General features: G+C 70.2%; 12 protein-coding genes. 7 read left to right on the top strand and 5 right to left on the bottom strand.

Features of this window, described 5'->3' with window-relative positions; translation table 11 throughout:
- On the top strand, window positions 1-2,706 hold the full coding sequence (locus ACVCMC_RS15220) for a putative bifunctional diguanylate cyclase/phosphodiesterase (protein ID WP_447097905.1): 2,706 nt from the start codon (window positions 1-3) through the stop codon (window positions 2,704-2,706).
- Window positions 2,707-2,741: 35 nt separating this feature from the next.
- Here ACVCMC_RS15220 and yihA read toward each other — a convergent pair whose 3' ends face one another.
- Entirely contained in the window at window positions 2,742-3,392 is a 651-nt protein-coding gene (gene yihA, locus ACVCMC_RS15215; RefSeq protein WP_447097904.1) for a ribosome biogenesis GTP-binding protein YihA/YsxC, read from the bottom strand.
- A 112-nt stretch (window positions 3,393-3,504) separates the two neighbouring features.
- Between yihA and ACVCMC_RS15210 the strand changes: the two genes are divergently transcribed.
- The 5 genes from ACVCMC_RS15210 to ACVCMC_RS15190 all read left to right on the top strand — a co-directional run bounded on the left by ACVCMC_RS15210 (window position 3,505) and on the right by ACVCMC_RS15190 (window position 7,241).
- Window positions 3,505-4,263, top strand: a complete 759-nt coding sequence (locus ACVCMC_RS15210; protein WP_395120406.1) for a c-type cytochrome — start codon at window positions 3,505-3,507, stop codon at window positions 4,261-4,263.
- Between the two features lie 44 nt (window positions 4,264-4,307).
- Window positions 4,308-5,192, top strand: coding sequence for a thiol:disulfide interchange protein DsbA/DsbL (locus ACVCMC_RS15205; protein WP_447097903.1), 885 nt, complete (start codon window positions 4,308-4,310; stop codon window positions 5,190-5,192).
- A 33-nt stretch (window positions 5,193-5,225) separates the two neighbouring features.
- On the top strand, window positions 5,226-5,876 hold the full coding sequence (locus ACVCMC_RS15200) for a thiol:disulfide interchange protein DsbA/DsbL (protein ID WP_447097902.1): 651 nt from the start codon (window positions 5,226-5,228) through the stop codon (window positions 5,874-5,876).
- Between the two features lie 139 nt (window positions 5,877-6,015).
- Window positions 6,016-6,828, top strand: coding sequence for an endonuclease/exonuclease/phosphatase family protein (locus tag ACVCMC_RS15195; protein WP_447097901.1), 813 nt, complete (start codon window positions 6,016-6,018; stop codon window positions 6,826-6,828).
- Window positions 6,825-7,241 (top strand): hypothetical protein, encoded by a 417-nt coding sequence (locus tag ACVCMC_RS15190; protein WP_395120410.1) that lies wholly within the window; start codon window positions 6,825-6,827, stop codon window positions 7,239-7,241. The genes ACVCMC_RS15195 and ACVCMC_RS15190 overlap by 4 nt, the downstream gene beginning before the upstream one ends.
- On the opposite strand, the gene ACVCMC_RS15185 is transcribed toward ACVCMC_RS15190, so the two are convergent.
- A complete protein-coding gene (locus tag ACVCMC_RS15185; RefSeq protein ID WP_447097900.1) occupies window positions 7,143-8,750 on the bottom strand; it encodes a glycoside hydrolase family 17 protein in 1,608 nt (535 codons plus the stop codon). The genes ACVCMC_RS15190 and ACVCMC_RS15185 overlap by 99 nt on opposite strands.
- A gap of 128 nt (window positions 8,751-8,878) precedes the next feature.
- Here ACVCMC_RS15185 and ACVCMC_RS15180 point away from each other — a divergent pair, with 128 nt between their 5' ends.
- On the top strand, window positions 8,879-10,915 hold the full coding sequence (locus ACVCMC_RS15180; protein ID WP_447097899.1) for a transglycosylase SLT domain-containing protein: 2,037 nt from the start codon (window positions 8,879-8,881) through the stop codon (window positions 10,913-10,915).
- Window positions 10,916-10,931: 16 nt separating this feature from the next.
- On the opposite strand, the gene ACVCMC_RS15175 is transcribed toward ACVCMC_RS15180, so the two are convergent.
- The 3 genes from ACVCMC_RS15175 to hemB all read right to left on the bottom strand — a co-directional run bounded on the left by ACVCMC_RS15175 (window position 10,932) and on the right by hemB (window position 14,412).
- Window positions 10,932-12,503 (bottom strand): sulfotransferase, encoded by a 1,572-nt coding sequence (locus tag ACVCMC_RS15175; RefSeq protein WP_447097898.1) that lies wholly within the window; start codon window positions 12,501-12,503, stop codon window positions 10,932-10,934.
- A gap of 202 nt (window positions 12,504-12,705) precedes the next feature.
- Window positions 12,706-13,341, bottom strand: coding sequence for a hypothetical protein (locus ACVCMC_RS15170; protein WP_447097897.1), 636 nt, complete (start codon window positions 13,339-13,341; stop codon window positions 12,706-12,708).
- Window positions 13,342-13,422: 81 nt separating this feature from the next.
- Window positions 13,423-14,412 (bottom strand): porphobilinogen synthase, encoded by a 990-nt coding sequence (gene hemB / locus ACVCMC_RS15165; RefSeq protein ID WP_447097896.1) that lies wholly within the window; start codon window positions 14,410-14,412, stop codon window positions 13,423-13,425.
- Between the last annotated feature and the right edge of the window lie 22 nt (window positions 14,413-14,434).

Genomic DNA, 14,434 nt, shown 5'->3' with positions numbered 1-14,434 from the left:
ATGCGCATTTACCTGCCCGGCAAGGTCAGTCGACGCCTCACCCTGCAGTTTCTCCTGGCCGCACTGATCCCCATGAGCGGCATGGCCTGGTACGTCTACCACGAGGTCAGCGCGCTGCTGCTGGACTCGGCGTACCAGCAACTTCGGGCCGACAGCAAATCGTTCGGCATGAGCCTGATCGAGCTGCTCAACGCCCGCGCGAGCGACCTTCGAAAGCTTCCCGCCGAGCACATCGGCGACGCATCGGCGGCAGCGAAACTCGGTTTCAGCGCGACCTCGCTGCAGCCCTCGCGCGACTTGACGGCGCCACAGCAGGCCCGCCTGGCGCGCGGCAAGAGCATCCTGCGAATGGCCGCCGGCCACCCCGTGCAATTGCTGGTTCCGTCCGCGTCCCGCAGCCAAGTCCTGGTGGGCGAGATCGCGACCGCTCCGCTGTGGCGCAACGACTCCGCACCCGAGCGCTACTGCATCCTCGATGCCGACTACGTCGCCATGTTCTGCACGCCCGGCCTCGCCCCGCTGGACCGGCACATGCTGGAGTCGGCGCTCGGCAACGGCACCGGCGGCACCGTGCCATGGCATGCCTCGGGCGAGGACCTGCTGGTGGGGCTGTGGCGGCTCAAGTTTCTGCCCGCGCTCGACAGCCCGGGCTTCGTCGTCATGCAGGCCACCTCGCGAGCCGACGCGCTGCGCCGGCTGGAGGATTTCCGCCATCTGTTTCCGATCATCGTGCTGCTGGCGCTGGCCGTCGCCGCGGCGCTCGCCATGCGCCAGATTCGCCACCAGATGAAGCCGCTCGACCAGCTGACCGGACTCACCCGCCGCCTCGCGGCCGGCGACCTGACGGCGCGCCTGCAACTGGCCGGCAACGACGAGTTCGCCGAACTGGGGCGCACGTTCAACGACATGGCGATGAACCTGGAATCGCGGTTCCACATGCTCGCCCTGCTGAGCGACCTCGACCGCGCCATCATCAGCGCCTCGCGCATGGAGCATGTCGCCAGCGAGGTGCTCGGCCACATCCGCAAGGCCATCCCCAGCGACGGCGCCGGCCTGCTGGTGCGCGACGGCGAGGCGGGTTACTACCTGCTGACGCATGACCCCGCGCACGCGGGCGTTTGCCTGCGCACGGCAACCGTCAGGTTCGGGCTCGACGCGCTGAGCCACGCGCAACCGGCATGCATCCTGTCACCAGCGCATCTGCCGGAGGAGTTCCTGCGACGGCTCGGCTCTGCGCTGCCCGCGCACCTGCTTGCGTTCCCGGTCCGCCATGACGACTGCCTGCATCAGGTGCTGCTGCTGGCATACCTGGGCTTGCCCGAGCAGATCGACACCGCCGTCCGGGGTGGCCGGGCACTTGCCGACCGCATCGGCATCGCGCTGTCCAGCCTGGCGCAGGAGGAAAGACTCCATCACCAGGCCCATTACGATGCACTGACCGACCTGCCGAACCGGGTGCTGCTGCGCGAGCGCTGCGAACAGGCCATCGAGCGGGCGCAACGCGAGCAGACCGCCGCCGCGCTGATCCTGATCGACCTGGACAACTTCAAGCAGGTCAACGACACGCTCGGCCACGCCAGTGGTGACCAGCTCCTGCTCCAGTGTGCGACGAGCCTCCAGCAGCAGTTGCATCCGGACGACGTGCTGGCCCGCCTGGGCGGCGACGAGTTCGTCGTGCTGGTGCAGGATCTGGTGCGCGGCGAGGAACACGCGACGCTCGACCGCCGGCTGCGTGACTTGCGCGCCGCCCTGGCCGAACCGATCACCGTGAGCGAACACCAGATCAACACGCCCGCCAGCATGGGGATCGCGTTGTACCCGGCGAACGCCAGCCAGTTCGATGAACTGCTGCAGATGGCGGACGCCGCCATGTACAAGTCCAAGCGCGGACAGCCGGGCGGCTTCCAGTTTTACTCGAGCGAGTTCACCCGCACCTCGAAAATCCATTTCGACCTGACCCAGGAACTGCGCAAGGCGGTCGAGAGAAGCGAACTGGTGCTGCACTACCAACCGAAGATCGACGCCCGCACGCGCCGGATCGTCGGCGCCGAAGCGCTGGTCCGCTGGCTGTCGCCCACGCGCGGCCTGGTCCTGCCGGCCACCTTCGTGCACCTGCTCGATGAAATGGGCCTGGGCGCATGGCTGGGCGAGTGGGTGCTCGATCGGGCCTGCGCGCAGATGCGGCAATGGCAGGACGACAACCTGGCGGCGATCCCGGTCTCGATCAACATGTCGCCGGTGCAATTCGAACGGACGTCCGTCGTGGAGCGGGTGCAGGCCGCCCTGGGGCGCTACCGGCTCGACGTCGACCGCCTGGAGATCGAGATACTGGAGGCGACCGCCGTCAACGACTCGCACAAGGTGCGGGAATCCCTCGTGGCGTTGCGCGCCGCGGGCATCGGCGTCGCGCTCGACGATTTCGGCACCGGTTACTCCTCGCTGGTCTACCTGACCCGCATCCCGGCCAACGTGCTCAAACTCGACCAGGCCTTCATCCGCGGGCTTTCCGGCGATCCGCGCCAGCAGGAAATCGTCAGGCACATCATCGCGCTGGCCAAGACGCTGGCTTACAGCGTGGTGGCGGAAGGCGTCGAGGAAGAAACTCAGCTCGCGCTGCTCGTCGCCATGGGCTGCGACTACATCCAGGGCTACCTGATCGGTCGCCCGCTGCCACCGGACGAATTCGCCGAGCGCTGGCTGCGCTGACGGCGGCCCCTGCGGGAGCGCCGGCGCGCCGCAGGTCAGGTCGCCGCGCGCGCCTGTCGCAGCAGGTTCGCCACCGCTTCGCGCGCTTCGTCCACGCCGGTGCCGGCGGAGGAGGAAAACACCTGCGCGCTGGCGTGCAGCCCCTCGGCGGCAAATTGCTTGCGCAGGGCGGCCAGCGCCTGCGTGCCGGCACCGCGCGAGAGCTTGTCGGCCTTGGTCAGCAGCACGTGGCAGGGCAGGCCGGTGTCGGCGCAGAACTGCAGCATCAGGCGGTCGAACTCCTTCAGCGGATGGCGGATGTCGACGATCAGCACCAGGCCGCGCAGGCTGCGGCGACGGTGCAGGTAGGCGTCGATCTCCTGCTTCCAGTGTTCGCGCATGTCCAGCGGCACCTTGGCGTAGCCGTAGCCGGGCAGGTCGACCAGGCGCCGGTCGGCGCCGGCTTCCACCGGCGCCGCGGCGGCCTCGCGCGGCGACGGCAGGCTGAAGGCGACCATCTGCTGGGTGCGCCCGGGCGTCTTGGACGTGCGCGCCAGACCCTTGTGATTGGTCAGCGCATTGAGCGCGCTGGACTTGCCGGCGTTGGAGCGGCCGGCGAACGCCACCTCGGCGCCCTCGTCGGCGGGCAACTGGCTGAGGCGGTGCGCGGCGAGCATGAACTGCGCGCCCTGGAGGGGATTCGGCATGGGAGCGGTTTGACCAAGGTAGGATGGCACGGGATAATTCTGCGGTTTCTGCCCACCGCTTCGTTCCGGTGCGCCGTCGGCAGTGTTCGCAAGTCTCTCGGGAGTCAAGTGTATGAGTTTTCGCTCCGCTGGTTTTCGGCCCGCCGCGTTCGGGTCCGCCCTGGCTCTCGCGCTGGCGCTCTCCACTACGGCCGTGATGGCCCAGGAGGCGCCGGCTCCCGCCGCCGCCGCGAGCGCCGCGGCGCCGGCAGCAGCGCCGGCCAGCGTGGCCGAAGCGGCGGTCAAGCCGGGCGACGCCGCCGCCGGCCAGGCCAAGGCCGCGGTCTGCGGCGCCTGCCACGGCATGGACGGCAACTCCGCCGATGCGCAGTACCCCAAACTGGCCGGGCAGAGCGAGCAGTACATCGTGCGCCAGCTGACCGATTTCAAATCCGGCCAGCGCCAGAACCCGATCATGCTGGGCATGGCCACGCCGCTGTCGGTGCAGGACATGCACGACCTCGGCGCCTATTTCGCCAGCCAGAGCTCGCGCCCCGGCGTGGCCGACCAGGCGCTGGTCGAGCAGGGTGAAACGTTGTTCCGCCAGGGTGACAGCACGCGCGGCATCCCGGCCTGCATGGCCTGCCACAGCATCGACGGCCGCGGCAACCCCGGCGCGATGTATCCGCAGCTGGCCGGCCAGCATGCGCAGTACGTGGAGGCCACGCTGAAGGCATGGCACGACGGCGCCAGTTGGGGCACCGATACCCGCTCGCAGATCATGCCCGCGATCGCCGCCAAGCTGGACGCCAGGGACATCGCCGCGCTGGCCAGCTACATCGAAGGCCTGCACCCCGCCGAGAGCAAGCCTGCGGCGGCCGCCACGCCCTGACCGCCCGCGCGGCGCGTCTCCCGTTTCACCGATTCGAGGTGGTCATGTTCAAGCGTCTTCCGATCCTGTGCGCCGCCCTGCTCGCGCTTGCCGCCTGCAGCCATGACAAGGGCGAACCGGCCGCCACGCCGGCCCCCGCCAGCACGGCAGCCGCGACCTCGGTGACGCCGGCCGCCCCGGCCAGCACGCCGGCGCCGGCCAGCACGGCAGCCGCCGCCACGGCCACGCCCGCCGGCGACGACAACAGCGCGCCCGCGCCCGCCGAAAGCGCCGCGACCGCCGCCGCCCCGGCCGTGCCCTTCGTCGACAACGGCAAGTGGGTCGAGGGCAAGAACTACTTCCTGATCGACCCGCCGCAGCCGACCAGCCACCCCGGCAAGGTCGAGGTGACCGAGGTGTTCTCCTTCGGCTGTCCGGCCTGCAACGCGTTCCACACCACCGCCGACCAGATCCGCAAGAGCCTGCCCGCCGGCGCGGTGATGAATTACCTGCCCGCGGCGTTCCGCCCGGACGAGAACTGGGTGGTCTACCAGCGCGCGTACTACGCCGCGCAGGCGCTGGGCCTGGCCGAGAAGAGCTACGACGCGATGTTCGACGGCACGTTCAAGACCGGCGAAATTTCCACCTACGACCTCAAGGGCAGCGGGCTGAAGCCGAAGGAGGCCTGGCCCACGATCGAGGACATCGCGCAGTTCTACGCGCAGAAATTCGGTGCGGACCCGAAGGAATTCGTCGCCGTCGCCAACTCGTTCTCGGTCAACACCAAGATGAAGCGCGCCGACGACCTGATCAAGGCGTACGGCATCGACGGCACGCCTTCGATGGTCGTCAACGGCAAGTACCGCTACGGACCGAGCACGGCCGGCGGCTATGCGCAGACGATCGAGCTGACCCAGTGGCTGGTCGCCAAGGAACAGGCCGGCAAGTAGGCCGCCGGCGCCATCCGCGTGGAGAACGACCCGATGTTCAAGCGATACGCCCGCCTGCCCGTCCTGGCCTTGCTCGCCAGCCTGCTGCTGGCCAGCGCCTGCACCGCGCAGCCCAGCGACCCGGCGCCGTACGCGGAGGGCACCGACTACGTCACCCTGCCCGCCCCGCACCAGCGCTACAGCAGCGAGGGCAAGGTCGAGCTGGTCGAGGTGTTCTCCTACGGCTGCATCCACTGCGCGGAGTTCGCGCCGGATGCCGAGAAGCTGCGCAAGGAGCTGCCGGCCGGGGTCGAGTTCAAGCTGCTGCCGGCGCCGTTCAACCAGCAATGGGTGCCGTTCGCGCGGGCCTATTACGCGGCCAGGCAGCTGGGCGTGGTCGAGCGCACTCACCTGCAGCTGTTCGTGGCCAAGTTCGGCGAGCATTACCCGATCAACTCGATGGACGAGCTGGCCGATTTCTACGCCCGCGAAGGGGTCAACCGCGACGAGTTCATGCGCATCGCGATGGCGCCGGAAACCACCGAGAAGATGAAGCGCGACCTCGACCTGCTGCGCACCTGGCAAGTCGACGGCACGCCGACCCTGGTGGTCGACGGCAAGTACGTCGTTGCCACGGTGCGCTCGCACGAGCACATGCTGGCGGTGGCGCTGTGGCTGGCCAAGCGCGAACTGGCCGGCAAGTAGCTCCCGCCAGGCGGCCCTGCGCGGCGGCGGATCGCGCCGCCATCGTCGCGTTCACGCGGCGGCGCGCATGCTGCAGCTCGGGCGGGTGGCCAGGCCGGCTGCTGAAGGCATCCGCTCCCCTCTTCTGCCGCGTGCTGCCATGAACCGTGCCGCCACCCCTGCCACCGCACCTGCCGAGCGTCGCCTGCGCCTGCTCAGCTGCAACATCCTGGCCGGCGCCAGCGTGGCGCATTACCGCGACTACCTGACCCGCAGCCTCAACGCGGTGCTGCCCGGACGCAGCAAGATGGACAACCTCGACCGCCTGGCCGAGGTGCTGGCCGGCTTCGACGTGATCGGCCTGCAGGAAGCCGACGCCGGCAGCCTGCGCTCGGGCTTCCTCAACCAGACCCGTTACCTCGCCGAGACCTCCGGCCTGCCGTTCTGGAGCCACCAGCCCAACCGGCCGGTGGCGCGGCTGGCGCATTCGGCCAACGGCCTGATCAGCCGGCTCGAACCGACCTCGGTGATGGACTACCCGCTGCCCAGCCGCATCCCCGGCCGCGGCGCGCTGCTGGCGCAGTTCGGCGAAGGCGAAGACGCGCTGGCGGTGATGATTGCCCATCTTTCGCTGAGCGCCCCGGCGCGCGCGCGCCAGCTCGGTTTCATCGCCGAGCTGCTGCAGGATTTCCGCCACGCCGTGCTGATGGGCGACCTCAACACCGAACCGGGCAGCGCGGAGATGCGCCAGCTGTTCAACAAGAGCAGCCTGCAGCCGCCGGCGCAGCCCACGCCCACCTTTCCCAGCTGGAAGCCGCGGCGGGCGCTGGACCACATCCTCACCTCCGAGGCGATCCAGCTGGAGAAAACCTGGACGCTGCCGCAGGCGTTCTCCGACCACCTGCCGGTGGCCGCGGAAATCCGCCTGCCCGCCGGCGTCGGCGGCCGCAACACGAAGCGGAAGCACCGATGACCTCGCTGCCGTGGCGCGCGGCGGCATGGTGGCTGGCGCTGCTGGCAGTGGGCCTGGGCGCCACCGCGCTGCGCTTCGGGCTGATCGAATCCAGCGCGATCGGGCAGCTCTGCGGCAGCGGCCACGGCCCCGCGTGGTGCACGCTGCGCACGTGGCTGGTGCTCGGCTTCCTGCATCACGTCTACGGCACGCTCGCGCTCATCGCGCTGCTGCCGGCGTGGTTGTTGCGGCGCCTGTCGCTGGCCTGGCTGGCCGCGGCGCTGGGCGTGTTCGCCATGCAGTTGTACGGCGCCGAGGCCGGCGCGCTGGCCTTGCTACTGGGCAGCCTGCGCCTGCTGCGCCTGCAGGCGGACGCCCGCGCGCCACGCATGCCAGACCGGCCAGGCAAGCAGCAGGTTCAGCACCAGCCATGACCACGCGGTCGGGTTGAGCCCGGCCTCCTGCGCGACCACGACCACGCCCAGCAGCGGCAGGCACGCGGCAAGGAAGCGCTGTTCCAGCGTGGGCCGCGCCCGCTCGCTCGCGCGGGACAGCCACCCCGCCAGTGCATGGCCCACGCACGGCAGCGCGAACAGGCCCAGCGGAAAATCGCGATAGCGCCCGTCGAACACCAGCAGCAGGCCGTAATACGCCAGCGCGAACAGCCACAGCGTGCGCCAGCCGCCGGGGCCACCCGGCCGCGGCGTGCCGGCCAGTCGCCCGGCAATCCAGCGCGCCAGCCGCAGCGCGGTGAACACGGCCAGCACGCAGGCGGCCAGCGAGATCGTCCACTCCCACGGGTTGCGGCAGGCAAACCACATCTGTCGGCACTGCCAGGCGACGGCGCCGCCGCTGGCCACGCCGGCCAGGCCCAGCGCCAGCCGTTTGCGCCAGCCGTTCCGGCGACGTCGCCATGCGCCGGCCAGCGCGAAGATCACGCCACCGAGCGCCGCGGCCAGCCAGCCCAGCCACCAGCGCGCCATCTCGACCACCGGCCCGGTCATCGCGAATTTCGGCTGCGCCTGCGCGTCGAAAATGCCCCAGTAGCCGCCCACCGTGCCTTCCTGCGTGCGCTTCCACGGCTGGTCGAACGCCTCGATCACGTTGTACGGCAGGCCGGTTTCCTCCGCGTAGCGCAGGAAGTCGCGCAGGTAGCGCGCCTCGTCCACCACGCTGGCGCTGGCCGCCTGGCGCGGGCGGCCGGCGCTGGGCCAGCCGGTCTCGCCGATCATCACGCGCCGCCCCGGAAACGCCGCGCCCACCTTCGCGTACACCGCCGCCACGTGCTGCACCGCCTGCTCGGGCGGCACCGGCCGGTCTTCCCAGTACGGCAGCACGTGGATGGTGAGGTAATCCACCGAGCCGGCCAGCTCGGGATGGCGCAACCAGAACTCCCACACGTCGGCATAGGTCACCGGCTCGGGCACCGCCTCGCGCACACGCGCCAAATCGGCCGCCAGCTGCGCCGACGACAGCTCGCCGCGCAGCAGCACCTCGTTGCCGACGATCACCGCACGCACCACGTCCGGGTAGGCGCGCGCCGTGGCGATGCCGAGGCGGATCTGTTCGGCATTGGCCTCGGGATCATGTCCCAGCCAGATGCCCAGCAGCACCTTCATGCCATAGCGCCGGGCGATCCGCGGTACCGCGCTGAGGCCCTGCCCCTGCGAGTAGGTGCGCACGCAATCGAAGCGCTGCGACAGCGCGCGCAAGTCCGCGTCGACGCGCTCGGCGCTGACGAAGGCCGAGGCATCCAGCGGCGACTCGCCCGCCAGCCGGAACGGTGCATACGACACGCAGGCGATGCGCGAGGTGGGTGCATCGGGCAACGCCACCGGCCGGCCGATCGCCCACCAGCCGTACAGCGATGCCAGGGCTGCCAGCAGCAAGGCCAGCCACGCCAGAGGCTCCCGACGGACAACAGGCGCAGCTTCGGATGACATGCGGCAAACCGTGGATGGCGACGAATCAGCGTGCCAGCTTAGCAGGGCGCGCCATGTGTTCACCCGGTCCACACAAGCGGCCGCGGGCGTTCCACTACACTGCGGGCAGATCGAATCGCGGAGTACGCATGCCTGCTTTCACCTCTCCCCGGCTGGCACGCGCGGGCGGCCTGCTGCTGGCCGGTGCCTGCCTGTTCACCGGCCTTGCGCAGGCCGCCGAGCCGACGCCGGCGCAACGCGCCACGTTCAAGCAGGCCTATGCGGCGGCCCAGCAGGGCGACGACTGGCGCGCCCTCGCCGGCACGCTGCACGACTACCCGCTGTATCCCTACCTGCAGGCGGCGGCGCTGGAGCACGACATCCGCACCGTCGACCGCGCCACCGTCGAGGCCTACCTCGCGCAGTATCCGGACTGGCTGCCCGCCGCCGACCTGCGCCGCAGCTTCCTGCGCGAGCTGGCGCGGCGGCAGGATTGGAGCGGCTTTCTCGCCCTGTACCAGGCGGGCCTTGGCGACACGCTGAGCTGCGACGCGCTGCAAGCCAGGCTCGCGCAAGGTGCCACGCTGGATTTCGATCGCGATCTCGCCGCGCTGTGGTCGCAGCCGAACCTGCCCGACGCCTGCGACCCGGTGCTCGATGCCGCGCAGCGCCAGGGCCTGCTCACCGCCGCAGGGTTGTGGACGCGCATCGACCGCGCCGCCGACGCCGGGCAGGCCGGCACCATCGCCAGCCTGGCGAGCTGGTTGCCCGCCGCCCAGCAGGCCGACGCGCAGCAGCTGGTACTGGCCTTGCGCGATCCGGCCGCGGCGCTGGCCAAGGCCCTGCAGTGGAGCGACACGCCGCGCGCGCGGCAGGCCGCGACGCTGGCGCTGGTGCGACAGGCGCGGCGCGACGTGGACCGCGCCGACGACGCGTGGCGGCAGTTGCAGCCGCGTTTGACGTTCGACACCGCGCAGCGCAACGACATCCTGCGCGCGCTGGCGCTGTTCCACGCCACCGACTTCGACGACGACGCGCTCGCCCGTCTCGTCGCGCTGCCCGCCGCCGCGCAGGACGACAGCACCCGCGAATGGCGCGCGCGAGTGGCGCTGGCTCGGATGAACTGGCCGGCCGTGTTGGCGGCGATCGCGGCGATGCCGCCGTCGCTGCAGCAGGGCGACGAATGGCAGTACTTCCGCGCCCGTGCGCTCGCCGCCACCGGCGATGCCGCAGCCGCGCAACGGCAATACGCCGCGCTGGCCGGACAGGCCACCTACTTCGGCTTCCTCGCCGCCGACCGCCTGCATCAGGACTACGCCATCTGCCCGCTGAGCCTGGCCGACGATCCGCAGCGCGAGCAGCAGTTGCTGGCCCGACCCGCCCTGCAGCGCGCGTTCGAATTGTTCGCGGTGGACCTGCCGCGACTGGCCCGGCGCGAATGGAACCGCGCGCTGCAAGGCACCGACGCGGCCACCCAGCGCCTCGCCGCCGACCTGGCCAACCGGCGTGGCTGGTACGACCGCGCGGTGTTCACGCTCAGCAGCGGCGACGCGCTGCGCCTGTACGACCTGCGTTTCCCGCTGGCCAGCCAGGACGGCCTGGTGCCGCAGGCCGAGCAGGCCGGCATCTATCCGGCATGGGCGTACGCGATCCTGCGCGCCGAGAGCGCGTGGATGAGCGACGCGCGTTCCGGCGCCGACGCCCGCGGCCTGATGCAGCTGCTGCCGGCCACGGGCGCGCTGGTGGCGCGTGCCGCCGGCCTGCCATGGGACGGCGCTGCCAGCCTGTACGACCCGGTGGTGAACATCGCGCTGGGCACGCGCTACCTGGCGCAGATGGCGCAGCGTTTCGACGGCTCGACCTGGCTCGCCAGCGCGGCCTACAACGCCGGGCCGAACCGCGTCGACGTGTGGCTGGCCGAACGCGGCACGCTGGCGCCGGACCTGTTCGTCGCCACCATCCCGTACAAGGAAACCCGCGAATACGTGGCCCGCGTGATGGCCTTCAGCGTGATCTACGACTGGCGCCTCAACCAGGCGGTGGTGCCACTGGCGCGGCGCATGGGCGCGATCGGCCAGCCGCTCGCAACCCCGGGCCCGGGCACGCCGCGTCGCGTGGTGCAGTGCCCGGCGGAGGCGCCGGCGGGCAGCGCTTCGACGTCGGCGCCGGTGTCGAGCACACGCTGATCGCCGCCCTCGCCATTCACGCGTCGGCGGCGCGCATCCCCAGCAACGCGCGCAACCGCTTCAGCTCCACGCCGTAGGCGGCGCAGCGCTCGCTGTCCCGGCGCATCAACGCGTCCACGCTGCCGGCATGGCGCTCGCCGCCGCCATGCACGTCCACGCAGGCTGGCGCGAACGGCAACGCGCAGAACGCCAGCAGGCGACGTGTCTGCAACGCCGGTTCGGCACGCCATGCCTCGTAGTGGTGTTCGAGAAAGCGGCCGGGATACAGCTGCCGCCAGTGCCGGCACAACGCGTCGTAATCGCTCCAGTAGCCGGTGACGTGGTCGAGGTCGTAGCTGAACTCGTGACGGTCGAGGAACAACTGCCGGTAGCAGGCGAAACAGGTTTCCAGCGCGCGGCGGCGGCTGTCGACCACGCGCGCGCCCGGCAGCATCGCGAGGATCGCCCCGACCAGCCGCCAGTTGCCCGGCGTGCGGTCGACCAGGCAGGCCTTGCGTCCGCGTGCCGCTTCGGCGCGGGCGAGGTAATCCCGGCCCAGTCGCTGCCAGTCCGCCGGCGTGGCCTGCGTCATCCACTGCACGCGCGGCTGCTGCCGGCGTTGCGTTTCGGCCTTGAGCACCTCTTCGACCGCATCCGATTCGTCGACCACCGCCACTGCCGGATGCGCGGCCAGCACCTGCGCGGTCAGCAGCGACCCGGCCTGCGGCATGCCGACCACGAACACCATGCCCTCGCCCAGCCGCGCATCGATGGCGTCCGTCCGCCGCGTCTCGAACACCCGGCGCATCGCCTGCGCCTGCGCGCGGGACTTGGCCGGCTTCCAGGCCAGCGCGCGGTACATCTGCGCATTGGCCTTGCGCAGCGCGCGAAATGCGCCGGCGTAGTCGCCCTGGTCCTCCAGCGCGCGGGTCAACGCAAAACCCAGGCACACCCGCGCGCGCTGACTGGCCAGCGGCGAACGCAGCAGTTGTTCCAGATGCGCGACGTCGGCCGCGCCGAACGACGCCGTCTCCAGATCGGCGAGGCCGACCCAGGCATCGGCCAGGTCCGGCTGCAGGCGCAGCACCGCACGATAACTGTCGCCGGCCGGACCCAACGCACCCAGGCTCGCCTGCGCCTGCGCCAGCAGCATCCGCGCCGGCACGTGGCCGGGCTCGGCATCCAGCGCGCGATGCAAGGCGGTGATCGCCCCGGCCGGACGCTGCTGCAGCATGTACATCTTGCCGAGGTTGAACCACGCCGGCGCAAAGTCCGGCGCCTTGGCACAGCATCGCTCCAGGCCAGCCATTGCCGTCGCAGGCTCGCCCGCGGCGAACAGCGCCGTGGCCAGGTTCATGCGCACCAGCGGGTCGTCCGGCAGCAACGCCCGCGCCCGCTGCAGGAAGGCCACCGCCCTCACGTAATCGCCGCGCACGTGCCGCACCAGCCCCTGCATGCGCAAGGCCTCGGCACAATCGGGCAGCATCGCCAGCACGCCATCGAGCGCCGCCTCGGCAGCCGGCAGGTCGTGCGCATCCAGCGCTGCGGAAGCACGCGCGAGCAACGCCCGCGCCGCCGCCGGCAAGCCGGCGGCGCGGTCGCTCGTCAACGGATGATCCTGCAACGCCCCCATCCTCGTTCGCCCCTGTGGCCGCTGTGCGGCCCCATCGGCCAGCTTACGCGAGGGCAGGCACCGCATCAAAGAGCGAACGCAACCCTGCTGTCGCGAGCGACCGAAAGTCCATGTTCCGACGCCCCCTGACATGCCGGAAATCGAAAGCAGCTCGCCATGGCCGCTTTTGCCTCAACGGTCATCCACCAACCATCAGGCAGGGCAGCCTTCGCAGGTCACCCGAGCGATCCAGCAACAGGCATTGCATACGCGTTCGTCTGAACAAGCCATCACGAGACACATAGTGGATCGAGAAAACCAGATCGCCGTCGGTTGTCCAACGCGCATCATTCGGGCCACCGCGGAGGGAATACTTCCGCGTGGCGACAACTTCGCCATCGCGGTGCTGCTCCACGCGAAAAATGGCACCGGCACCGCTCCCCAGATGGTTCAATCCGGTGAGCACGATCAGCCCGAACGGCATCTTCACGATGCCGCGCACGTTTCCCTTGAGTACCGGATGCACCGTACCGCCCACATCGCGAAACACGAGTTCTCCGCCCCACTCGCCGCGATCCGCTCCAAGCAGTTGGCCGCCAAACGCGGCAAGGACATAGTCAGGCTCCTGGAGAAAGCGATCGGTATGCGTACCCGTCTCGTCGATCCCGGTTGTCTCCACCAGATAACCAGGAACAGACGCGGCACCCGCCGGGGCAGGTGCCACCGCCGCATGCGTGTTCGCCGGCCCGCGTATACGGACGGTTACGCGCCCCCAGACCGCGAGCGCCGTGCACAAGCAGAACACGGCAATCAACAGCACCGCCAGAGAGGCCATCAGGTATTTTCCGCGACCCGTCATGGCAAGCCCGATTCGTCGTTTCCGGAGACGTTCCTCAGCGGAGGAAAGGCAAGCCCGCTACTCGCGCAACCACCGCGCCGCATCCACAGCGTAATAGGTGAGGATCGCATCCGCACCGGCGCGCTTGAACGCGGTCAGCGATTCGAGCACCACCGCCTTTTCGTCCAGCCAGCCGTTCTGCGCGGCGGCCTTGAGCATCGCGTATTCGCCGCTGACCTGGTAGACGAAGGTCGGTGCGCCGAAGGCGTCCTTCACCCGGCGCAGCACGTCGAGGTACGGCAGGCCCGGTTTCACCATCACCATGTCGGCGCCTTCGAGCAGGTCCAGCTCGACCTCGCGCAGGGCCTCGTCGCTGTTGCCCACGTCCATCTGGTAGGTGTGCTTGTTGCCCTTGCCGAGGTTGGCCGAGGAACCGACCGCATCGCGGAACGGGCCGTAGAACGCGGAGGCATATTTCGCCGAGTAGGCGAGGATGCGGGTGTGGATGTGGCCGGCCGCTTCCAGCGCATCGCGGATGGTGCCGACGCGGCCGTCCATCATGTCCGACGGCGCCACGATATCCATGCCCGCCGCGGCCTGCGCCAGCGACATCTTCACCAGCGCCTCGACGGTGGGCTCGTTCATCACGTAACCATGCTCGTCGATCAGGCCGTCCTGGCCGTGGGTGGTGTACGGGTCGAGCGCCACGTCGCCGATCAAACCCAGTTCCGGATACTTCGCCTTGAGCGCGCGGGTGGCGCGGTGCATCAGGTTGTCGGGGTTCCACGCCTCGGCGGCGTCGAGCGATTTCACCCCGGCGCCGGGCGAGGGGAACAGGGCCAGCGCGGGAATGCCCAGGCGCACGCATTCGCCGGCCAGCTTCAGCAGTTCGTCGATCGAGAGCCGATCCACGCCGGGCATCGACGGCACCGCTTCGCGCCGACCCTCACCCTCGATCACGAAGGCGACCATGATCAGGTCGCTCGGCAGCAAGGTGTGCTCGCGCATCAGCGCGCGAGAGAAGGCGTCGCGGCGCATGCGGCGCATGCGGGTGGCGGGAAAGCTCATGGCGGTACTCGCAAGTCGGCAG

This window comes from Rhodanobacter sp. UC4452_H20 (assembly GCF_052978205.1).
This window is presented reverse-complemented; position numbering and strand designations above follow the sequence as displayed.